Origin of the sequence: Planomonospora corallina, assembly GCF_042650625.1 — a bacterium.
Classification (GTDB): Bacteria; Actinomycetota; Actinomycetes; order Streptosporangiales; family Streptosporangiaceae; genus Planomonospora_B; species Planomonospora_B corallina.
In genome coordinates, this window is record NZ_JBHSBM010000017.1 from 313,800 (window position 1) to 336,130 (window position 22,331).

Consider the following 22,331-nt stretch of genomic DNA (forward strand, 5'->3'; position numbering starts at 1 on the left):
TGGGTGCCACGCGAGGTGCGCTTCCCGGCTCGGTGAGGCTGCCGGCCTTGGCGCGAGGGCCTGGCTGGACGCACCGTGTTCCGGAATGCGTGCTGCTCGCAGGACGGGTTCCCAGGAGGAGACATGACCGATCCGGAGCGGGTCTTCGTCCGTGGCAACGACCGTCTGGACCGGCTCCTGGCAGACCCGGGCATCGCGGCCGAGGTCGCCCAGGCGCACGAGGCGGCCGAGGAGATGGACCGTGCTCACACGCGATGATCCGTAAGACTGGGCAAGATGGCCCGGGTCGAGGTGGTCAGGTAATCCGGGGCCACGGCCTTCGCGGAAGCGGCGGGGTGGTTCGGCCTGTCACATGCTCGTCTGAGGGAACGGTGATGATGTCATAGCGCGGAGGTCGCGTCGGTGTGGGTGAAGTCGTCGCCCTTGAACAGCAATGGTTCGTGTCTGTCCCGCGCCAGCGCGTAGGAGAAGCAGTCGCCGAAGTTCAGTCCTGCCTTGTGTCCGCTGCCTTTGCCGTAGTCCCAGTAGGCGCGGCGGGCGATCTGTGCCTGCTCCGGTGTGACGGGCAGGATCTCGATCCGTATTCGGGCCAGAAAGTCGTCCAGAAGCCGGGAGGCGGCTGGATCGCGGGTTCGTTCCACTACGGCGGCCAGCTCCACGTAGGTCGCAGCCGACATCCGGCGTGTCGGAGCGTCCTGGATGGCCCGGGCGAAGTCGGTGGCGTCCGGCTCGTCGTTCAGGATCGCGACGATCGCGCTGGTGTCGATGATCATGTGGGGAGTCCGGTCTCCGGGTCGTAGAGGAAGTCGGTGGACAGATCCGCCGGACCGATCCGGGAGCGGATCTTCGCGGCGAGGGCGAGGAGGTCGTCGGCCATCGCGTCATCCTGAGTCGCCTGGCGGTGGGCGAGCAGCCGCTCGCGCCGCTCCCGGAGCGCGGAGATGACCGCCGCGGTCTTGCTCTCCCCGGTGAGCGCGCTGACTTCGGCCGCCAGGCGGTCGGCCTCGGGGTTCTTGATGTTCAAACTCATGGCCGCTCCTTTCTACCTTTACTACCCTATTATTCTACCCTTTACAGCAACCGGTGTTCTCGTTTCGCGGGCCGCCCCAGCCACCCTCGAACCGAGTCGGGCTGCGGGTGATGCGGGATGCCTCGGGGATGACGGCGCCGGGGATCGTGGCGCACGGCTGCCGTTGAGCCATCCCTGCGCCGGACGCCGGATCGAGCCGCTCCTCGCTCTACTGCGTCAGTCCCGATCCGGGAGGCGCTCGTCCTGAGACCTGAGTCCGTTCCCCGCTCGCGGTGCGCCGGAGGCGCTGTCGGCCCACTGCCGTCCGGCGGACTGGTCGTATGGCGATCGGGCATCAGGCGCCGGCGGCGCTCCGTGCGCAGGACGTCGAAGCCGCGCGGATGGCCGAGTCCGCGCTGGACTCCCTGACCGGCGGGGAGATCCTGAACGGCGGAGATTCCACTGCTGGCGCTGCACGACTTCCCGGAGCGGAAGGACCCGGGTGACGTGACCTTGGTCTCCTCCGGATCCCGGCCCGGCTCGGCTCGGCCATGTGCGACGGGAGGCGTCGGAGGAGGAGGTGGAACCGGAAGAACGACCGGATCACCGGGTCTTCCGAGAGCAGATGATCGGACGTTCCGGAGATGTCGAAAGACAGTGGCAGATATAGATCTGCCCTGGTTTTACCTCCGGGTGCCAGGGCAGGCGCCACGGATGTTACGGATCACTTTCACGGCCGTAGCTCTGCTCACCGGGCTGCTCGCCGTACCTTCGGCCTCGTCGGCCTCGTCGGCCTCGTCGGCCTCGTCGGCCTCGTCGGCCTCGTCGGCCTCGTCGGCCTCGTCGGCCTCGTCGGCCTCAACGGTCACTCCCACGAGCCCGCCCGCCCATCCGTGTGCCGCAGCCGCACAGCGGTGCGAGGGCCGGATCCGGGTGCCGCTCGACTGGAGCGACCCCGCATCGGAACGGATCGAGGTGGCGTTCGCCTGGGTCCCCAGGAAGGGTGCCACATCCACTGTCCTCGCCAACCCCGGAGGGCCGCTGCCGGCGCTGCCGATGCTCCCCGTGCTTGAACGGACGGTCGACCGGCAGAACCTCCTGGTCGTCGAACCGCGCGGACTGGGTGCGTCCAGCCCGCTCGACTGCCCTGAACTGGATCTGAACCGTCCGGAGAGCATCGCCGCGTGTGCCGCGCACCTGGGCCCGCGGAGCCGGTTCTTCACCACCGACCAGGCCGTCAAGGACATGGACGCGGTCAGAAAGGCCCTGGGCCTGCCGAAAGTGACGTTCTACGGCATCTCCTACGGAACCCTGTTCGCCCAGGCCTACGCCGCCCGCTTCCCGGACAGCACCGCCGGGGTGTTCCTCGACAGCCTCGTCCCGGTGGGGAAGAACGGCTACGCGATCGAGCCCATCCGGGCCAGGACCGACCTGCTGGAGCTGACCTGCCGCTCGTCCCGGGACTGCGCGGCAACCTGGTCGGCGCTCGTCCGGCGGCTGCGCGACCGGCAGGACCCGGCGATCTCCATGCTGACGCTGCAGAGCCTGCTGCCCCGCCTCCACGAGCCGGTGTTCGGCCGTGAACTCAACGCGGCCGCCACGGCCTATCTGCGCGGCGACCCGCTGCCGCTGCGCCGCCTGGCCAAGGCCGTCGCCGCGGCCCCGGTCCAGCCTCTGCGCGGACCCGGCTTCGCCGGCATGCTCTCCTACAAGTGCGGCGACGCGGCGTTCCCGTTCGGCCGGAACGCCACGACCGCCGAGCGTGAGCGCCGGCTGAGCCGCTTCTACGACAAGAAGCGGCCGATGAGGCCGTTCACCGTCGCCGAACTGGGCGGGACGACCGGGTGGGCCGACTGGTGCCTCCACTGGCCCACTCCCCGCGACAACCCGCCGGTCCCGCGCCGCGCCGACCATCCTGACGTGCCGACCGTGACCGTCGCCGGGGACTACGACACCCACACCCCTGCCGAGGTCGCCCGGCACTTCCCGCACGGCGAACTGCTCCGGGTCATCGGCGGCGGGCACAGCACGACGCTCGGCGTGGACTGCGCCCGCCAGGCGCTGCGGTCGTTCCTCGCCCAGGCCGGCGAGCTCCCGCGCTCCTGCGACGTGTCGAGCCACCGTGCGCTCGCGGCCTTCCCGCGGACTGCGGAGGACCTGCCGGCCGCCGGTGACCTCGACCGGCGCGTCGTCGCCGGATTCGCCGCCGCCTCCGACGCGCTGGTCCGGCGTGACCCGGGTTCGGCTTCCTACCGGAGGTTGACGGAGGAGCCCGGTCTGCGCGGCGGACGACTGGTCTTCGACGACAAGGCGGCGAGCATCCGCCTCGAGGACGTGCGTTTCGTGAGCGATCTGGCAGTGAGCGGCCGGATCGTCCTGAGCCCGGACCGCACGGCCACCGCCCGGCTGACCGTCGGCGGTGCCGAGGTCGTCCTGTCCTGGCCCGCGTTCCGTCCGCTGGACCCCGTACCCGTCTCCGGCAGCTTCGACGGCCGGCCCTTCACCGCGCGGATCCCCGTCCGGTGAGCCGGTCCTGACACGATCCGAAGAGGCCGTCAGGGCCGGCAGGGCGCTCGCGGGGGAACGGCAACCGGTGATCGCGTTGCGCATGGATCCGGCGGACGCCCGGCTCGCGGCCCGTGGCCGCGGGCCGGCCCTGGACGGCTTCGAGGAGCTTTCGCCCGCGCTCCCCGGGATGCCCGGAGCGGATCACCACGCCGGTCCCGACCGCCGCTGCGATCAGACGCTCAGACTGGCCGCACTGGGCCGGGACGAGGCCGCGCTGGACGAGATGCCCCTTCTTCTCGCGGATGTGCGGGCCGCAGCAGGCGGACATGATGCCCTCACGTCGGAGCCCCGCCGTGGGATCACCGAACCGATGGCGAGGATGGGCGACCATCGGGAGGCCCGTGTCCGGCTGCGTGCGCCGCCGCCCGACATGGTCGCAGCCCTGGCAATCCGGAGACCGGGAACGTACGCGTGCCGCCGGAGAGTCTGGACCGGCGTGGCGACTAACTCGCGATCGTCATCATGAGCTGCGCGGCCGTCGGTCTCGCCCCGGGCTCTTTGCGGAAGCAGGCCGCCAGCGGATCACGCAGCGGTGGCGGTACGGCAAGCGGATCGGGCTGGCGATGGGCTATGGAATCGTAGATCTGGAACAGGGTCGCGCCGTTGAAGGCCAGGCGGCCGGTCGCCGCGAAGTACATGGACGACGCCCAGCTGAAGATGTCGGACTCGGGGCCGACCCGCAGGCCGGAGATCTGCTCGGGTGACATGTAAGCGGGGGTTCCTTTGATACCGCCGGATGCCATGGTCACCTGGTCCAGAGCCTTGGCGATGCCGAAGTCGATGACCCTGGGGCCGTCCGGCCCGATGAGGACGTTGGCGGGCTTGAAGTCGCGGTGCACGACCCCGGTGGAATGAATGGCTTCGAGCGCCGCGGAGGTCGCGATGGCCGGCCGGACCAGGCCGCCGCCGCCGAGCGGGCCGTCTTCACGCACGAGCCGTTCCAGGGAGCGGCCCGGGACGTACTCGCTCACGATGTAGGCGCTGTCGCCTTCGATTCCGGCGCCGATGACCTGGGCCGTCGAGAACTGCGGGACACGCCGCGCGGCGGCCACCTCACGCAGGAATCCCTCCCGCTCCTTCGTGCCTCCGTGGAACCACGCGTGAAGCACCTTGACCGCCACCTGCCGGCCGTCCGGTGCCATTCCGATGTAGACCGCGCCCTGACCGCCCTCGCCCAGCTTGTGCAGCAAGGCGAGCCGCTGACGCTGCGCATGTTGCCGGCATCGCCGCCGTACGAAGGGGAGGTTCCCCAGGGGTCTCAGGAAAAAGGAGCGCCGGCCGTGGGGAACGGCATCGGGGCCTGGAACGGGCCTGAGACCGAGGTGCTTGACGACGTCCGCGGGAAGGCAGGCGGGGAAGGCGGTTGCGGCTCCGCTGGACGAGGACGGAAAACTTCGCCACGGAGCACGAGGGCGTGTACGGCGCCACCTCCCCACAGCCCCGCGATCCAGATCCATAGCGCGAGCTCGTTGCGCCAGGCGCCCGCCGGGAAGTCGTGGATTCCGGCTGTCGAGACGAATGCCACGAGCGTGACGCCGTAAATGCCTGCCGCGATGCCGTGGGCGCGGCTCTTCAGGCGGATGGCTGCGGATCCGATGACCGCGAAGGTGAGAAGTCCGAACGAGAACGCTGGTATGAGAGCCCACAGGATGCTCAGCACGAGGATGAGAGGGGAGACGCGACGGCCGGTCTTTTCATCCGGGTATGGAAACCGGTGGTTCGTCGCGTTCTCGGGGGACATGAGGGAATTCTGGGACGGGGGCCGTTCTTGGACCCCGGTGAACGTCGGCATGATCCTGTATTTTCTGCAGCGGGCATATGAGCTCCGTCGCGAAGGATGACGGAGGTTGGACAGCCGGGTCATCGGCGGGCGTTATGAGCTGGATCCGTTGTTCCGGTGCAGAGGCGGGATGGGGGAAGTCCGGTTCGGCGTCGACAAGCGCCTGGTCCGCTCCGTGGCGGTCAAATCCATTCGCGTCGACCGTCTTCCGGATGGGAAATCCGGCAGGGAGCTCATCCAGCGTTTCGTCCGTGAGTCGCGTATCACCGCCCGCCTGGAGCATCCCGGTGTGCCCGCCGTCCACGACTGCGGCACACACGGGGATCAGCTGTACCTCGTCATGCAGCGGGTCGAGGGGTGTCCGGTATCCACTCTCCTGGATGAGACCGAGGTTCCGGTCGCCTGAGCTGCGATGATCGCCGCCCAGGCCTGCTCGGTGCCGGTGGCCGCGCACGCCGGCTCTCTTGTGCACCGCGACCCCAAGCCGGGCGATCTCATGCTCTGCCCCGACGGAACGGTCAAGGTGCTGGACTTGGGCGTGGTCGCCGCGCTCTCGCCGTCGGCGACCCGCATCACCCGGACCGGCGTCACGATCGGCACCCCGGAGTACATGGCGCCGGAGCAGGCCATGGCCGGATCCGCCGAACCGCGGAGTGATCTGTACGCCCTGGGCGTGGTCCTCGACGAGATGCTCTCGGGAGAGAACCAGTTCTGCGGGGCCGCGCCTCTGGCGTCCATGCAGAATCACATAGGGCGGCCACCACGTCCTCTCAGGAATCGGCGGCGGGACGTTCCGGTGGGCGCGGACGGGCGTCCGTGTCCACGTACGGGCCGTCAGCAGCCGTCACCGTCAACCGCCGCTGACGTGCGGAGACGTCCCCGTCCGGCACCGCCGGTCCCGGGCCGTCCCCGGCCGGTCTCCCTTCCGCGCCGCCACGATGATGAGCGCCCCGGAGAGGACCCCGGCGAAGAACGGGGACGGCACGAGGAGGACGCCCCCCAGCACGCACCACGCCGCGAGACCCCAGCCGATTCCCTCGGGCACGGCCACGCCGCGCCCGGAGAGGTGCCATGTCAGGCAACCCAGGAGGATCAGGGGGACGGCGAAGCTTCCCGGGCCGGCCCAGAAGGCGACGTCGTTCTGCAGGGACCGCACCGTCCGGGCGGCGCCTCCGTCCGCGAGTGCGAGCGGGACCGCCGCCCACATCCCCCGGTCCACCCAGCCGATGACGTCCTCCCGGGCGACGAGCGCCAGCAGGGACAGGTGCCCTGCTCCCAGCACGAGCATGATCCCGCTCGCCCAGCGGAGCAGCCGCTTCCCGGGTTTCATCGTGACGTCCCTTCTCCGTGCTCCGCCTCGGCGTGGGCGCGGTCGCGCCAAGCCCGCTCCCATCGCCGGGTCAGCGCCGGGTAGACGATGAGATGCCGGAAGGGCGCGATGGCGGCCATGTAGAGCCGTCCGAACCATCCGTTGGGCTTGACGAGGACGGCCATCCGCAACTCGTGGTCGCCGTCCGCTCCTTCCACCCAGCCGAGGTGCATCACGGTGTGCACGGTCTTGTTCGCCAGTTCGCGTGCGGACTCCGTGTCGAGCTCGTAGACCGCTTTGAGCGGCATGTTTTCGTTGTCCGGCCCGCGGGGCGCGCAGCGGACGTCACCGGGCAGGCGGTCGCGGAGCGAGGCGACCCGCTCGCCGACGCCCGCCGACGGTTCGTCCCAGCCGAGGAGTGCGCCGAGCCTCCAGCGGACGGCGAACAGGAACCTCACCGGCCGGGGCTGCTCGGCGAGCCCGCCGGCGGCTCGCATCGCCGCGAGCATCACCGGAAAGTCACCGGGCCCGGCTCCGGGGGTGCGGAACGCCCACACGTCCTCGACCGAGAAGTCACCCGTGAATTCGTGGACGCGCCACGGGCGGGAGGTGTGCGCGGTCGTCGGCAGCCTCACGGGAGCTCCTTCCCGGCCGTCGCGGCCATCATGGCCATCAGCGTCATCCGGTCCAGCCTGGGCGTGGCGGCGGGGTCCAGTTCGCGGTAACGGCGGTGGAGGTTGACCACGATCCGCTCGGCGTCCAGCCAGGTGGCGTACTCGCCCAGGTCGACCGTCTCGACCGTCTCGACCGCCTCGGCGAACGACAGGCCGCGGGCGTGGGCGGCGTCCGCCTGCTCGACCACGTGGGTGAGGTAGCCGCGCACCGCGCGGATGCCGTCGGGGTCGGTCACCGGGCCGTGACCGGGGATGATCGTGCCGGCGCCGGTGGCGAGCATCCGGTCGCAGGCGGTGATCCAGTTGGCGATCGGGCCGCTCCACACGATCGGGGTGCAGCCGACGAACAGCAGGTCGCCCGTGAAGAGCACGCCCGCGTCCGGAACGTGCACGACCGAATCGGCGCCGGTGTGGGCGGGGCCGAGGTCCATCACGCGCACCTCGCGGCCGCCGACGTCCAGGGTCAGCTCCCGCTCATAGGTCAGGTCGGGCAGTCGTGGCCGGATGCCGCTGAAGTCGAAGGCGCCGAAGCGCTCGCGGAAGTAGCCGGTCGCCGGGCCGATGTCCAGCACCTGGGCGGCGGTCAGCATCTCCGGAGGCATCTCATGCCGCATCTCGGTGTGGGTGGCCTCCGCGGCGATGATCCGGACGCGCTCGCCCAGCAACTGACTGCCGTGGGTGTGGTCGCCGTCGGAGTGGGTGATGACGGCGTGGGTGAGGGGGTGCCGATCGGTGATCGGGCGCATGGCGTCGAGCATCTCGGTGGTCAGCGGCAGGTCGAACAGGGTGTCGACCAGGAGGGAGGCTCCCGCGCCGGTGATCAGGCCCGCGTTGCTCCAGCCGTACCCGCCGTCGGGCAGCAGCCAGGCCCACACGCCCGCGCCGACCTCGTGCAGGCCGCGCGTGTAGGGCAGCCGCGACGGGGCGCGGTTGACGCGCGGGCGCGGTGGCCGCCGTCCGGGGTCGTGCCGGGGCGTCAGGGGGTACGGCGCGGCGGTCGCGCGGACGGTCTGGCGGGTGCGGCCCAGCCCTTCGACGGTCAGCTCGACCACGTCGCCGTTCCGCAGCCAGCCCGGGAAGGCGGCCGGATCGGTGAGGGACAGGTGCTCGACGAGGCAGCAACCGGGCACCGTGCCCGAGCCGAACACGTCGCCGGGCACCAGCTCCACGCCGCGTGAGGCGTAGGAGACGACCTCGCCGAAGCTCCAGTCCATGGTGTCGGTACGGCCCGAGCCGATGCTCGTGCCGTTGACCTTCGCCTCGACCCGCAGGGCGAGCCTGCCGCCGCGGCGGTAGGGCTCCAGCTCGTCCGGGGTGACCAGGTACGGCCCGAGCGTGGTCGCTCCGTCCTTGCCCTTGGCCTGCCCGATCGCCAGTGGCGCCTCGCGCATCTGCAGGTCCCGCGCCGACCAGTCGTTGTAGATGGTGTAGCCGATGATGTGCTCCTCGGCCTGCTCCGGGGTGAGGTCCCGGCCGCCCGGCCCGATGACCGCGGCGATCTCCAGTTCGAAGTCGAACCAGGCACTACCGGGGGAGATCTCCACGTCGTCGTAGGGGCCCGTGATCGTCGAGGGGCAGGCGAAGTAGAAGGCCGGCAGCCGGTACCAGGCGTCCTCGAGCGTGCGGGGCGAGCCGGTCGCCTGCCGGCAGTTGCGCATGTGGTCCAGGAAGCACAGGCAGTCGCGGACCGAGGGCGGGCGGGGGATCGGCGCGCGCAGCCTGGCCTCGGCCAGCGGAACCGGCCATGCTCCCGATGTCAGGGCCGCCTCCCCGGCCGCCCGCAGCTCCTCGGCGCCCCGGCCGATGAGCTCGACCAGGCTCACGTCCGATGCGACGGGATGGATCCGGTCCTCGCCGATCACGCCGACGCGGTCTCCGGCGTCCGTCGCGTAGGTCACCCAGCGCATGGAGGGTCTCCTAAAGTTCTGTGTTGGTTAACACAGGCTATATCAGTCAGCATTCGACTTGCCGTCCGGCATACCTGGTTAGATGGGCCGCATGGCGACGCGACGTATCGAGAGGACTCAGGAGAGCCGCAGAGTGCTGGTGACGGCCGCCGCCGAGCTGTTCGCCGAGAAGGGGTACCGGCAGACGAGCTTCGTCGACATCGCGGACAAGGCGGGCATCAGCCGCGGCTCCATTCCCTGGCACTTCGGCAACAAGCTGGGCCTGCTGGAAGCGGTGGTCGACGACCAGCTCCAGGCCGTGCTGGCCGGTCTCCCGCCGCGTCAGGGAGAGCTCCCCGGCGACTCGCTGGACCAGGTCGTGGACTTCATCCGCCTGCCCGCCGCGCGCCTGTTCATCACCCTGCTCGCCGAGGCGGTGGAGGTCGGCTCGCCGATCCGCGAGCACTACGCCCGGCTGCACGCCATGCTCCGCCAGGCGGTACGGGCCCGGATACCGGCGGAGTCGCTCCCTCCGGGAGTCGCCTGCGAGGCGTTCACGGTCCTGCTGGTGGGGGCGGTCATCGGCGTTCACGCCCAGTGGCGGGTCGCTCCCGAGGCGGTCGACCTCGAGGCCGTGCGCGCCACGATCCGCGCCCTGCTGCCGGCGGCCCCCGGGCGGGATGATCGGGAGAGGGAAGTGTGAGGGGGCGCCTCCTCAGGCGTCATCCATGCGGCTCAGACGGATCTCACCCATGACCGGGCCTGGTCGGCGGGCATCGCGAGTTCGTCTTCGACCAGCCGTACGGCCTCCTCCTCACGGCCGCGGACCTTGAGCTGCCGGACCCGTCCGGTCAGCTCCAGCGCCCGTATCGGGTCCGTGTAGCCGGGTACTTGTTTTTGCCGTGTCGCTTTGGCCCACATGAGTGCAAGAAGAGTGAAAAATGCAATAAAAGCGAAGATAATACCGAAAATTCCCCATAAGTCTTCCATGCTGGAGAGCCTAACGGCCGGAGTCCTCGCTTCATGAGATCCGGACCGGTCGCACTCCGGCACTCTTTCCCGCAGCCCGCATCCCTACCCGGATGCCGGTGAGGGACGGGTTCCGGGGCCTGATGAACACGGTCCTCGCCGTACGAGCGCCGCACCGTAGGGGCTCACGTCCGTGCCGCCCGGAGACCGGCCCGCCGGAGCGGTCCCGCGGCGATGCGACCGATGCGACCCGGAAGGGCTTCGGAAGACGGCCTGCTCCTCCGGCCTCGCGCCGGTGAGATCACGACGGGGCCGGTCCACCGCCTCCTCATCACCGGTCGATGCGGTTCAGCCACGCGTCCTGGGCATCGGCCGGCCTCCCCGCCGGCGGTAACGGGACGAACCGGCACGCGAACAGAAGGCCCGCGTCCTCGCCGTCACCGCGAACACGGTGGTGCCATGCGTCAGCGCCGTCCGGGTCGGCCATGAGCTGGAAGAACGTCGTCCGCCGAGGCTGCCCGGTATCGGCACGCGGCCTGTGGTCCACCGCGATGGGCCGGATGGCGGAGATGCCTGTCAGACCGGTCTCCTCCGTGACCTCCCGCGGTCCCGGCAGGCCCGCGGCGGGGACCGCGCCGCGCGGCCGCGGCCGGTGCCCGCCGGTCAGCCGTCCGCCCGCGTCCGCGAGCGCCACAGCAGCCAGACGAAGTACGGCGTGCCGAGCAGCGAGGTGACGAGCCCGGCGGGCACCTGGGCCGGGGCGATGACGGTGCGCCCGAGCGTGTCGGCCAGGCTCACCAGCAGGGCGCCGAGGAGCACGGCCACCGGCAGGACGCGGGCGTGGCCCGAGCCGACCAGGGCGCGGGCGGCGTGCGGGGCGATCAGGCCGACGAAGCCGACCACGCCCACGGCGGAGACCGCGGTGGCGGTCAGCAGCACCGAGCCGCCCAGGGCGGCCAGCCGTACCGGCTCCAGGGGGACGCCGAGGACGCGGGGGGTGTCCTCGTCGAGGGAGAGCAGGTCCAGGTCGCGGCGGAGCCAGGCGATCAGCGGGACCACCAGGAGCAGGGCCAGCGCGACCGGGATGAGCTGGACGGGAACGCGGCCGTAGGTGGAGCCGGACAGCCAGGTCAGCGCCATGGCGGTGTTCCAGGGGTCGGCCTTGACGATGATCATCACGGTGACGGCGGTGCACGCGGCCTGCACGCCGACGCCGATCAGCACCAGGCGGTCGGAGCTCAGCCCGCCGCGCCACGACAGCAGGTAGACGATGGCGGCGGCGGCCAGCGCCCCGGCCATGGCCGCCGCGGACATCGGCCAGATCCCGGCGAGCGGCACGAGGGCCAGCAGTGTGATCGCGCCCACGCCCGCGCCGGCGGTCACGCCGAGCATGCCGGGCTCGGCCAGCGGGTTGCGGCACACGGCCTGCACGGCCGTGCCCGCGGCGGCCAGCGCGGCGCCGGCGAGCACCGCGGCGAGGACGCGGGGATAGCGCTGGTCGAGCACGAAGGTGAGGCCGCGGCCGGTCCGCCCGTTCAGCCAGTTGACCAGGTCGCCGCCCAGGACCCAGGTGTCGCCGCCGAGCATGCCCAGGAAGACCGCTCCGGTGAGCAGGGCCGTGCAGGCCGCCACCACGGTCAGGAAGGCGGCGCGCGAGCGGGCCGCGACGCGCACGACCGGCGGCTGCCGGGTCGGTCCGGCGTCCCGGTAGCGGCGGGCCAGCCACACCATCACGGCGGCGCCGAACAGCGTGGTCACCACGCCGGGCGGCACGTCCACGCCCGCCTGCCCGCCGAAGGCGGCGCGCAGCGCGATGTCGGAGCCGAGCACGATGAGCACGCCGACGAGGCCCGCCAGGGGCAGCGTCGTGCGGTGGCGGTGCACGCCCGGGAGCAACCGGACGATCACCGGCGCGCACAGGCCCACGAACCCGACGGGGCCCGCGACGGTCACGGCGGCGGCGGCCAGCACGACGGCCAGGAGCGTGAGCCCCAGGCGCAGCCGCCTGACGTTGACGCCGAGCACCGTGGCGGTGTCGTCGCCCAGGCCGAGGATGTCGAGCTTCGGCCCGGCCAGCACGGCGGCGGCCAGGGCGAGCAGGATCAGCGGGCCCATCTGCGTGACGGCCTCGAGGTCGCTCTGCACGAGCGAGCCGCTTCCCCAGGCGAACAGCCCGCTGGTCTCCTCCTCGAAGAGGATCATCAGCAGGTTGGTGAGCGAGTGGAGGGCCAGCGCGGTCGCCGAGCCCGCCAGGATCAGCCGGGTCGTGCCGGTACGGCCGCCCGCGGCCAGCGCCAGCACGAGGGCGGCCGCCGCCAGCCCGCCCAGCAGGGCGAGCAGGCCCGACAGCGCCAGCGGCAGCGTCAGGCCGAAGGCCGCCGCCCCGGCGACCGCGAGGTAGGCGCCGGAGCTGACCGCCAGCGTGTCGGGCGAGGCCATGGGGTTGCGGGAGACGGCCTGCAGCAGCGCGCCCGCCACGCCGAGGGCGACGCCGACGGCGACCCCGGCCAGCAGGCGCGGCAGCCGGGAGGCCAGCAGGATCCGGGCGGCCTCGCTGTCCCCCTCGCCGAAGGGCAGCCGGAGCAGGTCGAGCGCGCCGATCGACGACGTGCCCTGCGTCACGTGGACGGCGGCGGCGAGGACGACCGCCGCCAGTGTCAGGAGGACCGCACCGGCGCCGCCCAGCCGCCGCAGCGGCGTGGCGGGCGGCGCCGGTGGGGCCTGGACCGGGGTGCTCAACCGGTGTAGGCCTTCACGAGGGCCTCGGCGTACTGCTTGGACGACAGCGGCCCGCCGAAGGTCCAGATGCCGTCGGGCAGCTTGGTGACGTGCTTCTTCTCGACGAACGGCAGCTTCTTCCAGATGGCGTTGGAGGCCAGCCCGTCGGCGAAGACGTCGGCGCCGTCGGAGGCGTTGTAGAAGAAGCGGGTCTCGGGGTCCTTCAGCGCGGTCAGGCCCTCGACGTCGGTGTTGCCCAGGCCCCACATCGGGTCCACCTCGCCCGTCCAGGCGTTGGTCAGCCCGAGGCCGGTGGCGACCTCGGAGACCAGCGAGCCCTTGCCGAACATGCGGATGGCGATCTTGCTGCCGTCCTTCCAGCCGTCGGCCATGGCGAACGGCTTGCCGGCGAAGCCCGCGGCCTCCAGCTTGGCCTTGCCGTCGGCCAGCGTGGCGTCCAGGTCGGCCAGGAGCTTGTCCGCCTCGGCGGTCTTGCCCAGCGCGGTGGCGATCATCTTGAGGTCGCCGCGCATCCGGCCCAGGTTGTCGCTCCCGTCGCTGCCCTTGGTGACGAGGACGGGGACGAACTTCTCCAGCTGCGGCACCAGCGCGGAGTCGCGCTCGGCCTCCATGACGACGAGGTCGGGCTGGAGGGCGGCGATGGAGTCGACGCTCGGCTCCTGGCGGGTGCCGACGTCCTTGACCGAGGCGTCCAGCTTGGCGGCGGTCACCCAGGTGCCGTAGCCCTTGGTGTCGGCGACGCCGACCGGCATGACGCCGAGGCCGACCACCATCTCGGCCTCGCCCCACTCCAGGGCGACCACCTTGGTGGCGGGGCGGTCGAGGGTGATCTGCTTGCCGCGGCTGTCGGTCACGGTGACGGGCGTGGCGGAGGCCGTGCCGCCGGAGGCGGCCGGTTCCGGAGCGGTGGTCTCGGTGGTGCCGCAGGAGGCGAGCACGGCGACGGCGGCCACGGCCACGAGGGCGGTGCGCAGGGGGTTCATGTGGTTCCTGTCAGGTTGTGGCGGGGACGCTTCTGGTGTGCCGGCCGATCGGCCGGGTGGTCACCGTCCCCGTCCTCGGGTCGTGCGTGACCTCGATGCGGATGCCGTACACCTCGGTGAGGAGCTCCTCGGTGAGGACCTCGGCGGGCGGCCCGTCGGCCCGGACGCGGCCGCCGTGCAGCAGGACGACGCGGTCGGCCAGCTCGGCGGCCTGGTTCAGGTCGTGCAGGACGACGCCGACGGCCACGCCGTGCTCGTCGGCCAGGTCGCGCACCAGCTCCAGCAGCTCGATCTGGTAGCGCAGGTCCAGGAAGGTGGTGGGCTCGTCCAGGAGCAGGACGCCGGTGTCCTGCGCCAGGCAGGTGGCCAGCCACACGCGCTGCAGCTCGCCGCCGGACAGCTCGTCCGCCGGGCGGTCGGCCATCTTGGCGACGCCGGTGAGCTCCATCGCCCTGGCGACCATGGCCTCCCCGTCGGGGTCGCCCGTCCGCCACCGGCCCCGGTAGGGGTGCCTGCCGTACCCGACGACGTCCCGGACCCGCACGCCGGACGGCGTGGGACGGCTCTGCGCCAGCAGCGTGACCCGCTTGGCGAAGTCACGGGCCGGCATGTCCAGGGCGGACACGTCGCCGCCGAGCGTCACCGTGCCCGCCTCCGGGCGGTGGAGCCGGGCCAGCGCCCGCAGCAGGGTGGACTTGCCGCTGCCGTTCGGGCCGACCAGGGCCGTCACACGTCCTCGCGTCAAGGTGATGTGGCCGTTCTCGACGGCGGTGGCGCCGTGGTAGCTGAGACGCAGTCCGGCTCCACGCAGCGAGATATCCTCGGTCACGTGGATTAGGTTAGGCTTACCTAGCCAAATGTCAACTTCGCCCTGTTCGATCGTGGTTCGCCGGTCCGGCGACGGCGGTGGAGGGCCCCGCCGCCGGCGGCGCGGTCACAGCAGGCGCAGGAAGTCGCCGAGGATCTCGTTGAAGGCGTCCGGCCGCTCCATGTTGGGGTAGTGGGCGGCCCCGTCGATCGAGACCGCACGGCCGTCGGCGACGGTGCGGGCGAGGCGTTCGGCCATCCCGATGTGGTCGGGTGAGTCGAGGGCGCCGTTGACGGCCAGCACGGGAACGTCGATCTTCGAGGCGCGCTCCCACGTGTCGCGCACCGGGACGAGCAGGTCGGGCTCGCCGGCGGTGTGCTTGGACATGGTCTCCCTGGTCATCCGGCGAAGGCGCTCCACGACCCCGGGGTCGAGTTCGTCGAGGGCGCGGTGCGGGCCCGCCGCGAAGAGCGTGAACGCCTCCACCGAGGCGTCCAGGTCGCCGGCGGCCATGGCCGCGTGCCAGGTGGTCCGGATCCGGGTGGTCCAGGGGTCGGTGAAGTACGGCTCGCCGGTCCCGGCGCCGCTGACGATGACGGCGCTGACCAGTTCGGGGTGCTCCAGCGCGGTGTCGACCGCGGTGCTCGCCCCCATGGAGACCCCGGCCAGGATCGCGGGGCCGGTGTCTAGGCGGCGCAGGAGCGCGGCGAGGTCGTCGGTGAGCCGGTACGGCCCGGTGGCGTTGGCGGAGCGGCCGTGACCGCGGGCGTCGGGTGCGATGACGCGGTACCGCGGGGCGAGGGCCGGGATCTGGTCGTCCCACATGCGGTGGTCCAGGAAGCCGCCGTGCAGCGCACGGTCAACGACGCGGCCGCGCGGGGCCTGGTCGAGTCCGTTCCCAACCCGGCGCACCGCAGGTCCTCGCTCATCCGGCTGACCGAGGAGGGCCGGGCCGCCATCACCGCCGTGATCGCCCGCGAGCGCGCGGTGCTGAGCCGGGCCGGCGGCGACCTGACCGACGCCGAGATCACCGCCTGCCTCCGGGTGCTCTCGCGCCTCCTCCGGTTCCTCGACGACGTCGACGTGGACTGACCGGGCCGCCGAGGCGGCCCGGACCGCCGAGGCGGGCCGGCGGCGCGGCCCCGCTCCTAGCTCGCGAGGGCCAGCATGAGCTGCGCGGCGGTCGGCCTCTCCCCGGGGTCCTTACGGAGGCAGGCGGTCAGCGGACCACGCAGCCCCGCCGGTACGGCGCGCAGGTCCGGCCGGTGGTGGAGCACGGCCTCGTAGACCTGGAACAGGGTCGTGCCCTCGAAGGGCGGGCGGCCGGTCGCCGCGAAGTACATGGACGAGGCCCAGCTGAAGACGTCGGACTCGGGACCGACCACCAGCCCGGAGACCTGCTCGGGCGACATGTAGGCGGGCGTCCCCTTGAAGCCGCCGGTCGTCGCGGTCGCCTGGTCGAGGGCCCGGGCGATGCCGAAGTCGATGACCCTGGGGCCGTCCGGCCCGATGAGGACGTTGGCGGGCTTGAAGTCGCGGTGCACGACCCCGGCGGAGTGGATCGCCTTGAGCGCCGCGGAGGTCGCGATGGCCAGCCGGACCAGGCCGCCGCCGTCGAGCGGGCCGTCCTCGCGCACGAGCCGTTCCAGGGAGCGGCCCGGGACGTACTCGCTCACGATGTAGGTGGTGTCGCCCTCGACGCCCGCGTCGATGACCTGGGCCGTCGAGAACTGCGGGACGCGCCGCGCGGCGGCCACCTCGCGCAGGAACCTCTCGCGTTCCCCCGCGTCCCCGCGGAAGCGCTCGTGGAGCATCTTGACCGCCACCTGCCGGCCGTCCTGGGCCGCCGCGACGTAGACGGAGCCCTGACCGCCCTCGCCCAGCTTGCGCAGGAGCGTGTAGCCGCCGATGACGCGCATTCTCTCGGCGCCGCCGTACGGGGGGCGGGCGCCGCGCGCGCCGCCGTGCGGAGGGGAGGTCTCCCACGGGTCCCAGGAGGAGAACGGTCCGGAGGGCGGCCCGCCCGGGACCCGGGACGGGCCGGCGGCGGTCCTCACCGGAGACGGAGACGGAGATGGAGGCGCGGACGGGGGCGGGGTGAAGGCGGCGGGCGGAGGAGGCTGCGGCCCGCCGGGCCCCGGGTGCTCCCAGGCGGGGACGGTGGGGGGAGAGGGCCGCGGTCCGCCGGGCCCCGGGTGCTCCCAGGGAGGGGCGGAGGCGGCGTGCGGAGGGGGGCGCGTCCCCGCCGGGCGGGGGCGGAAGACCCCGGCCCGCAGGACGAAGGCGTGCGCCGTGCCGCCCCACCACGGCCCGAGGGTCCAGGTCCACATCGCGAGCTGCTCGTGCCAGCCGCCCTCGGGGAGGATCCCGCCCCCCACCAGCACCAGGTAGGCCGTGAACACGGCGGCGTACAGGCCCGCCGCGACGCCCTGCGCCCGGCTGCGCAGGCGCACGGCCGCGGACGCGATGACCACGGGGGTGAGGAATCCGAGTGAGAGCGCGGGCACGAGAGCCCAGGCGACGCTCAGCGCGAGCACGGCCGGAGAGAACCGGCGCCCGGCCGCCTCCCCCGGACGGGGAGGCCGAGGGGGCACGGGACTCTCGGAGGACATGGGTGAATTTTAGGAGCGGCCGCCTCCCGCGGAGGCCGCGACCGGCGGAACGGGCCTGTGGTTTCCTGGGTGGGCGAGAACGCAGGACAGGACGTCGGGTCACGGAGGACGGCAGGGGTTGGAGAAGCCGATCATCGACGGACGGTACGAGCTGGACCCGCTCTCCCGGTGCAGGGGCGGGATGGGGGAGGTCTGGTTCGGCCGCGACAGGCGCCTGGACCGCCCGGTGGCGGTCAAGTTCATCCGCGTCGACTTCCTCCCGGACGGCCGGCCCGACGAGGAGCTCACCCGGCGTTTCGTCCGTGAGGCGCGCATCACGGCGCGGCTGGGGCACCCCGGCGTGCCCGCCGTCTACGACTGCGGCACGCACGGCGACCGGCTCTACCTGGTCATGCAGTACGTCGACGGCTGCTCCGTGGCGACCCTGCTGGACGAGACCGAGATCCCGGCGCCCTGGGCCGCGCTGATCGCCGCCCAGGTCTGCTCGGTGCTGGCGGTCGCGCACGCCGGGGCCCTCGTGCACCGCGACCTCAAGCCGAGCAACCTGATGCTCGGCCCGGACGGCACGGTGAAGGTGCTGGACTTCGGCGTGGTCGCCGCGCTCTCCCCGACGGCGACCAGGCTCACCGGGACCGGCGTCACGGTCGGCAGCCCGGACTACATGGCGCCGGAGCAGGCCGAGGCGGGTACGGCCGGCCCGTGGAGCGACCTGTACTCCCTGGGGGTGATCCTCGACGAGATGCTCTCCGGGGAGAACCAGTTCCGCGGAGTCACCCCCCTGGCCTCCATGCACAACCACCTGGAGAGGGCTCCGCGCCCGCTGCGGCACCGGCGGCCGGACGTCCCGGAAGGGCTGGAGCGGCTGATCCTGCGGCTGCTGGAGAAGGAGCCCGGCAGGCGGCCCGCGTCGGCGGCCGCGGTCTACGAGGAGCTGATCGGCTTCTGCCGGGACATGCCCGCCTTCCCCGGCTACGTGGACGCGGCCTCGCCCTCCCCGGTCCGGATGTACGGCAGGGCCGTCGGGATGGTCGGCGTGCCCGGCGGGGACCGTACGGCCCGGTCATGACCGGGCCGGCTCCCGCTGCGGGGACGTTCCGCGCGCGGGGGCGGTGCCGCCGCGGCGGCGGGCCGGGAGCCGGCTGAGGTGGAGGAGGCTCAGGCCGAACAACAGCACGCCCAGGGGGACGTGCAGGGTCTTCACGTGCGCGATGCCCAGCGCCACCTGCGCCAGCACGAACCCCAGGAACCCGGCCGCGTACAGGACGGGCCGGGGGGAGCCGCCGCCCGGCCGCCACGCCAGGACCGCGGCGACCAGGTGCAGCACCGCCACGGCGAACACCGTGTACGCCGAAGCGCTGTGCAGCACGTGTCCGCTGGGGGAGGACAACAACAGACCGGCGGTGACCGGTGCGGCGAAGAGGGCCACGGTCTGCAGGGCGACCACGACACGCAGGAACACGGGTGACTCCTTGACGGCTGCGGGGCGGGTGAGGCGGGAGAGGAGAGGGAGGAGCGTGCGGGTGAGGCGGCGGTGAGGCGGCTGCAGCGGGTACGGGGCGGTTCTAGTGGCGGTGTCCCGCCGTCCAGGGGCGGAGCTTGTCGGGGTTGCGCACCGCCCAGATGCGCGTGATCCGGTCGCCCGCGACCTCGAAGGCCATCACCGCCGTGGTGACGCCGCTCCGCTGAGCCACCAGACCGGGCTGACCGTTGACCGCCCGCTCCAGGATCGTCATGCCGGGCGCCGTGTCGGCGATGGCCAGGGCGTAGCGCGCGATCCGCTCGCCGCCTTCGATCGGGTGGCGCACTGCGCCGGCGAGGCCGCCGCCGTCGGCGATCATCGTGGCCTCGGGGGCGAGCAGGCCGACGAGGGCGCCGACGTCCTTGGCCTCCCACGCCCGTTTGAAGTCCCTGATGACTCCGGCGCTCCGGGCCGCCGGAGCCGGGGGAGCCTGCGCGGTGCGGACGCGGCGCCGGGCCGAGGAGGCCAGCTGGCGGCAGGCCGCCGGGGTGCGGCCGACGATCTCGGCCACCTCGGCGAAGGAGTAGCGGAAGACGTCGTGCAGGACGAACGCGACGCGCTCGGCCGGGGTCATCGACTCGAGCACGACGAGGAAGGCCATGCTGACCGACTCGTCGAGGGTGACACGGTCGGCCGGGTCGCCCGGCCGGCCGTTGATCCACTCCGTGCGGTCGGGCAGCGGCTCGGGGATCCACTCGCCCACGTAGCTCTCCCGCCGGGCCCGTGCCGAGCCGAGCAGATCCAGGCAGATGCGCCCGGCGACCGTCGTCAGCCAGGCGCCGGGGGACGCGACGGCCTCCTGCTGCCGCCGGGACATGGCGTACCAGCGGGCGTAGGCCTCCTGGACGACGTCCTCGGCGTCGGCCAGGGAGCCGAGGAGCCGGTACGCGAGGTTGGTCAGGTGACGCCGCTCGCGGATGATCGCGTCCAGGCCCGGATCGGGCCGGCCGTCTCCTGGTCCGGATGGGGCGGTCATGGTGTCATCGGCTCCCTCGGTGCGGTTGTGCTCACCAGTCCGACGAAACAGCGTGCCGGACTGTGAGGCCGGCCGTCGCCTCACATCACCGGCGGCTGTGTCGTCGGACTCTCGAGACACCATCCGGCACGCGGGAGAAACCGGCGACCCCGGCCGGGACGCGGTCACCGCCGGAGAACCGCGCCGGAACGTGTGATCGGTCCCGCGGCAGGCCGCCTCGTGACGGAGGGTCGGCCCCGCCGGACCGCGACTCCCGGGAGCGCCGCGGAAATCGAGAGCACCGCGGAAATCGAGAGCACCGCGGAAATCGAGAAAGGAAGACCTCGCGATGGCCACGCCCATGACGGCCGAGCAGGACGGCCTCCGGTCGCGTCTGCCCGACCCCGCCCAGTTCTTTCCCGAGGTGGCGACGATCGCCACGGCCATGACCGAAGCCGTGCGGAACGGTGCGATTCCGCAGGCCACCGTCGGCCTGGTACAGCTCCGCGCCGGGCAGATCGTCGGCAGCACGTACCACACCGTCCGGCAGACCGGCATCCTCCACAGAGCCGGAGAGACACAGGAACGCATCACCGCCGTGGCGTCATGGCGGGACGCCCCCTATTTCGCCGACGCCGAACGGGTCGCGCTGGAGCTCGTGGAGGCCGTCCTCACCCCGAACCCGTCCGGGGAGCGCGTCCCCGACGAGCTGTACGCCAGGGCGTCGGCCCACTACGACGACAAGGCGCTCTGGACGCTCACCCTGGCGATCGCCCAGATCTGCTTCTTCGTTCCCGTCGCCCTCATCGCCAAGCCGATCCCCGGCAGGCCCCCCGGGCGGAACTACGGCAGGTGACACTGCCCGCGTCCAGGGCGGGGAGCGCAGTCGTACCCCGCCCCGGACGCGGCCGGCTCCGAGCGAGTGGCCGAGCCTTCCCGAAGGCGCACTCGGCGCCGCTGGAGGGCGGAAACGTGAGAAATGCTACCTTTCTGGTTGATTCTGCACCTCCACTACACTTCCGGGGTGACCGAGACCCTGCCGCCGTGCCCCGAGTGCTCCAGCGAGTACACCTACGAGATGAGCCCCCTCCTGGTCTGCCCGGAGTGCGGGCACGAGTGGGACCCCGCCTCCGAGGCATCCCCGGGGGCGGCCGGGTCCGGAGAGATCAGGGACGCGGTCGGCAACGTGCTCGCCGACGGCGACACGGTCACGGTGGTCAAGAGCCTCAAGGTCAAGGGCAGCGCGACCGGGATCAAGGCGGGCACCAAGGTGCGCAACATCCGCCTCGTGAACGGCGTGGACGGCCACGACATCGACTGCAGGATCGACGGCATCGGTCCCATGCAGCTCAAGTCCAGCGTGGTCAAGAAGGTCTGACCGGAGCGCCGTCAGGTGGCGGCCGGGGAGGAGCCGCCGGAGGCCAGCAGGTCGCGGAGGGCCCTGGCGCGCGTGAGGACGCCGCTCCTGCCGCCGCGCGCCGCGAACGCGTTCAGCGCCGGGATCTCCCCCCGGGCCCGCGACCAGGACGCGAGGCGGGCCGCCAGGGCGAGCATGTCGGCGTGGACCCTGGTGGGGCGGCCGCCCCCGGCGGGCAGGAGGGCGGGCAGCGCCGCGGCGAGCACCCGCCACATGGAACGGGCGGCCCCGGCGGCGGCCTCGCGCTCCACCGCGTCGACCAGGATACGGAGCGTGATCTCGCCCCGGAGCACCCGCTCGGCGAGCGCCGCGCCGAGCTCCTCGGCGGGGAGGGCGTCGGTGGCGGCCAGGCTCCGCAGGGCGCGGAGCGTGGAGCCGGGATCGCGGGGGACGAGCGGCCCGGGGAGGAGCCGGTGCGCGAGCAGGACCGCGACGGCCCGTCCGGCGGGCCCCTCGGCGGCGGCGAGCTCGACCAGGCGGCACGAGTCCATCGACGCGCCCCGGTCCGGCACCGGCTGGTGGGGGACGAGATGGGCGGCGACCACTTCCCGGTGGGAGGGCAGGACCGCGGCCCACCAGTCCATGAGCCCGCCGAGATGACCCCCGCCCGCCGGGCCGACGTGCCGGGGCTGCTGGGCGAGCAGGTCGTCGACGAGCGGCAGGCCGGTGGGCTCGGCCCGCACGGTGGCGGCCATCCGGCCCCCCGGACCCGGGCCGTCGTCTTCTCCGGACCAGGTCACCTCGACGACCGGATCGGGCAGCCCGCCGCCGGCCATCCAGCGGGCGGCCAGCCGGCCCTCCTCCGAGCTCAGCTCCGCGGCCCGCGCGGCCGCCTCGGGGCCGATCCGCCGGGGCAGCCGGAGCAGCGCCTGCTGGAAGTCGGCGGGCAGCGGTGCGGCGCCCGCCGCCTCCAGGATCTCCAGCCTCGCCACCAGCTCGGCCGGGTCGAGCAGGCCGTTGGAGAGGGTCGGCGTGGCGAGCAGCAGCGGCGGGAGCACCCCGGCCCGCAGCGCGGCGAGGACCTCCGCGTGGCGGAGCAGGACGAAGCGGTGCAGGGGCGAGACCCGCTCGCGCCGGGGCAGCCGGTCGGGCTCCTCGGCGGG

At 72.7% G+C, this 22,331-nt stretch carries 26 protein-coding genes and 1 pseudogene; 9 read left to right on the forward strand and 18 right to left on the reverse strand.

All coding sequences use genetic code 11. The features are described 5' to 3' along the window. Positions 1-123: 123 nt before the first annotated feature. Entirely contained in the window at positions 124-258 is a 135-nt protein-coding gene (locus tag ACFOWE_RS14600) for a hypothetical protein (protein WP_377287891.1), read from the forward strand. Positions 259-380: 122 nt separating this feature from the next. Here ACFOWE_RS14600 and ACFOWE_RS14605 read toward each other — a convergent pair whose 3' ends face one another. The 3 genes from ACFOWE_RS14605 to ACFOWE_RS14615 form a co-directional block, all read right to left on the reverse strand. Further along, positions 381-773 (reverse strand): type II toxin-antitoxin system VapC family toxin, encoded by a 393-nt coding sequence (locus ACFOWE_RS14605; protein ID WP_377287893.1) that lies wholly within the window; start codon positions 771-773, stop codon positions 381-383. Further along, the gene (locus ACFOWE_RS14610; protein ID WP_377287895.1) at positions 770-1,030 is read right to left on the reverse strand and encodes a type II toxin-antitoxin system VapB family antitoxin; all 261 of its coding nucleotides are present in this window, start codon (positions 1,028-1,030) and stop codon (positions 770-772) included. The genes ACFOWE_RS14605 and ACFOWE_RS14610 overlap by 4 nt, the downstream gene beginning before the upstream one ends. Before the next feature lie 662 nt (positions 1,031-1,692). Continuing rightward, positions 1,693-1,884: a hypothetical protein gene (locus ACFOWE_RS14615; protein ID WP_377287897.1), complete on the reverse strand. Its 192-nt coding sequence runs from the start codon at positions 1,882-1,884 to the stop codon at positions 1,693-1,695. Between the two features lie 190 nt (positions 1,885-2,074). On the opposite strand from ACFOWE_RS14615, the gene ACFOWE_RS14620 reads away from it, so the two are divergent. Then, a complete protein-coding gene (locus ACFOWE_RS14620) occupies positions 2,075-3,535 on the forward strand; it encodes an alpha/beta fold hydrolase (protein ID WP_377287899.1) in 1,461 nt (486 codons plus the stop codon). 485 nt (positions 3,536-4,020) lie between these two features. On the opposite strand, the gene ACFOWE_RS14625 is transcribed toward ACFOWE_RS14620, so the two are convergent. Together ACFOWE_RS14625 and ACFOWE_RS14630 are read right to left on the reverse strand one after the other, a co-directional pair. Then, positions 4,021-4,767, reverse strand: a complete 747-nt coding sequence (locus ACFOWE_RS14625) for a serine/threonine-protein kinase (RefSeq protein WP_377287901.1) — start codon at positions 4,765-4,767, stop codon at positions 4,021-4,023. A gap of 68 nt (positions 4,768-4,835) precedes the next feature. After that, positions 4,836-5,318, reverse strand: a complete 483-nt coding sequence (locus ACFOWE_RS14630; protein WP_377287903.1) for a hypothetical protein — start codon at positions 5,316-5,318, stop codon at positions 4,836-4,838. Between the two features lie 106 nt (positions 5,319-5,424). On the opposite strand from ACFOWE_RS14630, the gene ACFOWE_RS14635 reads away from it, so the two are divergent. Further along, positions 5,425-5,763, forward strand: coding sequence for a hypothetical protein (locus ACFOWE_RS14635; protein ID WP_377287905.1), 339 nt, complete (start codon positions 5,425-5,427; stop codon positions 5,761-5,763). 6 nt (positions 5,764-5,769) lie between these two features. Beyond that, positions 5,770-6,087 (forward strand): annotated as a pseudogene (locus ACFOWE_RS14640) (protein kinase domain-containing protein); the annotation flags it as partial. Positions 6,088-6,207: 120 nt separating this feature from the next. On the opposite strand, the gene ACFOWE_RS14645 reads toward ACFOWE_RS14640, so the two are convergent. Genes ACFOWE_RS14645 through ACFOWE_RS14655 form a run of 3 tightly spaced genes read right to left on the reverse strand, consistent with a single transcriptional unit; the run spans position 6,208 to position 9,247 of the window. Next, the gene (locus ACFOWE_RS14645; RefSeq protein WP_377287907.1) at positions 6,208-6,687 is read right to left on the reverse strand and encodes a DUF6463 family protein; all 480 of its coding nucleotides are present in this window, start codon (positions 6,685-6,687) and stop codon (positions 6,208-6,210) included. Further along, positions 6,684-7,301 (reverse strand): DUF2867 domain-containing protein, encoded by a 618-nt coding sequence (locus ACFOWE_RS14650; protein ID WP_377287909.1) that lies wholly within the window; start codon positions 7,299-7,301, stop codon positions 6,684-6,686. Before ACFOWE_RS14650 ends, ACFOWE_RS14645 begins: the two co-directional genes overlap by 4 nt. Continuing rightward, positions 7,298-9,247 carry a fumarylacetoacetate hydrolase family protein gene (locus ACFOWE_RS14655; protein ID WP_377287911.1) on the reverse strand — a complete coding sequence of 650 codons (1,950 nt, stop codon included), beginning with the start codon at positions 9,245-9,247 and terminating at the stop codon, positions 7,298-7,300. The genes ACFOWE_RS14650 and ACFOWE_RS14655 overlap by 4 nt, the downstream gene beginning before the upstream one ends. Before the next feature lie 91 nt (positions 9,248-9,338). Between ACFOWE_RS14655 and ACFOWE_RS14660 the strand changes: the two genes are divergently transcribed. Continuing rightward, the gene (locus ACFOWE_RS14660) at positions 9,339-9,929 is read left to right on the forward strand and encodes a TetR family transcriptional regulator (protein ID WP_377287913.1); all 591 of its coding nucleotides are present in this window, start codon (positions 9,339-9,341) and stop codon (positions 9,927-9,929) included. 32 nt (positions 9,930-9,961) lie between these two features. Here ACFOWE_RS14660 and ACFOWE_RS14665 read toward each other — a convergent pair whose 3' ends face one another. From ACFOWE_RS14665 to ACFOWE_RS14690, 6 genes are all read right to left on the reverse strand, one after another. Beyond that, on the reverse strand, positions 9,962-10,216 hold the full coding sequence (locus tag ACFOWE_RS14665) for a hypothetical protein (RefSeq protein ID WP_377287915.1): 255 nt from the start codon (positions 10,214-10,216) through the stop codon (positions 9,962-9,964). Positions 10,217-10,526: 310 nt separating this feature from the next. Continuing rightward, positions 10,527-10,889, reverse strand: a complete 363-nt coding sequence (locus ACFOWE_RS14670) for a hypothetical protein (protein ID WP_377287917.1) — start codon at positions 10,887-10,889, stop codon at positions 10,527-10,529. Further along, positions 10,859-12,934 carry an iron ABC transporter permease gene (locus tag ACFOWE_RS14675; protein ID WP_377287919.1) on the reverse strand — a complete coding sequence of 692 codons (2,076 nt, stop codon included), beginning with the start codon at positions 12,932-12,934 and terminating at the stop codon, positions 10,859-10,861. The genes ACFOWE_RS14670 and ACFOWE_RS14675 overlap by 31 nt, the downstream gene beginning before the upstream one ends. Next, complete coding sequence (locus ACFOWE_RS14680) at positions 12,931-13,917, reverse strand: ABC transporter substrate-binding protein (protein WP_377287920.1); 987 nt, start codon at positions 13,915-13,917, stop codon at positions 12,931-12,933. Before ACFOWE_RS14680 ends, ACFOWE_RS14675 begins: the two co-directional genes overlap by 4 nt. Positions 13,918-13,927: 10 nt before the next feature. Then, positions 13,928-14,746: an ABC transporter ATP-binding protein gene (locus ACFOWE_RS14685; RefSeq protein ID WP_377287922.1), complete on the reverse strand. Its 819-nt coding sequence runs from the start codon at positions 14,744-14,746 to the stop codon at positions 13,928-13,930. A 105-nt stretch (positions 14,747-14,851) separates the two neighbouring features. Then, positions 14,852-15,550, reverse strand: a complete 699-nt coding sequence (locus ACFOWE_RS14690) for an alpha/beta fold hydrolase (protein WP_377287924.1) — start codon at positions 15,548-15,550, stop codon at positions 14,852-14,854. A gap of 21 nt (positions 15,551-15,571) precedes the next feature. Here ACFOWE_RS14690 and ACFOWE_RS14695 point away from each other — a divergent pair, with 21 nt between their 5' ends. Then, the gene (locus tag ACFOWE_RS14695; RefSeq protein WP_377287926.1) at positions 15,572-15,817 is read left to right on the forward strand and encodes a MarR family winged helix-turn-helix transcriptional regulator; all 246 of its coding nucleotides are present in this window, start codon (positions 15,572-15,574) and stop codon (positions 15,815-15,817) included. 56 nt (positions 15,818-15,873) lie between these two features. Here ACFOWE_RS14695 and ACFOWE_RS14700 read toward each other — a convergent pair whose 3' ends face one another. Further along, positions 15,874-17,337 carry a serine/threonine-protein kinase gene (locus ACFOWE_RS14700; protein WP_377287928.1) on the reverse strand — a complete coding sequence of 488 codons (1,464 nt, stop codon included), beginning with the start codon at positions 17,335-17,337 and terminating at the stop codon, positions 15,874-15,876. 118 nt (positions 17,338-17,455) lie between these two features. Here ACFOWE_RS14700 and ACFOWE_RS14705 point away from each other — a divergent pair, with 118 nt between their 5' ends. Next, positions 17,456-18,403 carry a serine/threonine-protein kinase gene (locus ACFOWE_RS14705; RefSeq protein WP_377287930.1) on the forward strand — a complete coding sequence of 316 codons (948 nt, stop codon included), beginning with the start codon at positions 17,456-17,458 and terminating at the stop codon, positions 18,401-18,403. Here the strand turns inward: ACFOWE_RS14705 and ACFOWE_RS14710 are convergent. Together ACFOWE_RS14710 and sigJ are read right to left on the reverse strand one after the other, a co-directional pair. Further along, the gene (locus ACFOWE_RS14710) at positions 18,398-18,796 is read right to left on the reverse strand and encodes a hypothetical protein (RefSeq protein ID WP_377287932.1); all 399 of its coding nucleotides are present in this window, start codon (positions 18,794-18,796) and stop codon (positions 18,398-18,400) included. The two genes, ACFOWE_RS14705 and ACFOWE_RS14710, sit on opposite strands and share 6 nt — an antisense overlap. 103 nt (positions 18,797-18,899) lie before the next feature. Further along, positions 18,900-19,832 (reverse strand): RNA polymerase sigma factor SigJ, encoded by a 933-nt coding sequence (gene sigJ, locus ACFOWE_RS14715; protein ID WP_377287934.1) that lies wholly within the window; start codon positions 19,830-19,832, stop codon positions 18,900-18,902. Positions 19,833-20,160: 328 nt separating this feature from the next. Here sigJ and ACFOWE_RS14720 point away from each other — a divergent pair, with 328 nt between their 5' ends. Together ACFOWE_RS14720 and ACFOWE_RS14725 are read left to right on the forward strand one after the other, a co-directional pair. Then, positions 20,161-20,667 carry a carboxymuconolactone decarboxylase family protein gene (locus ACFOWE_RS14720; RefSeq protein ID WP_377287936.1) on the forward strand — a complete coding sequence of 169 codons (507 nt, stop codon included), beginning with the start codon at positions 20,161-20,163 and terminating at the stop codon, positions 20,665-20,667. 168 nt (positions 20,668-20,835) lie between these two features. Then, positions 20,836-21,189, forward strand: a complete 354-nt coding sequence (locus ACFOWE_RS14725) for a zinc ribbon domain-containing protein YjdM (RefSeq protein ID WP_377287938.1) — start codon at positions 20,836-20,838, stop codon at positions 21,187-21,189. An 11-nt stretch (positions 21,190-21,200) separates the two neighbouring features. Here ACFOWE_RS14725 and ACFOWE_RS14730 read toward each other — a convergent pair. Then, positions 21,201-22,331 (reverse strand): DUF7824 domain-containing protein (locus tag ACFOWE_RS14730; protein WP_377287940.1); only part of this gene is annotated, 1,131 nt, incomplete at its 5' end.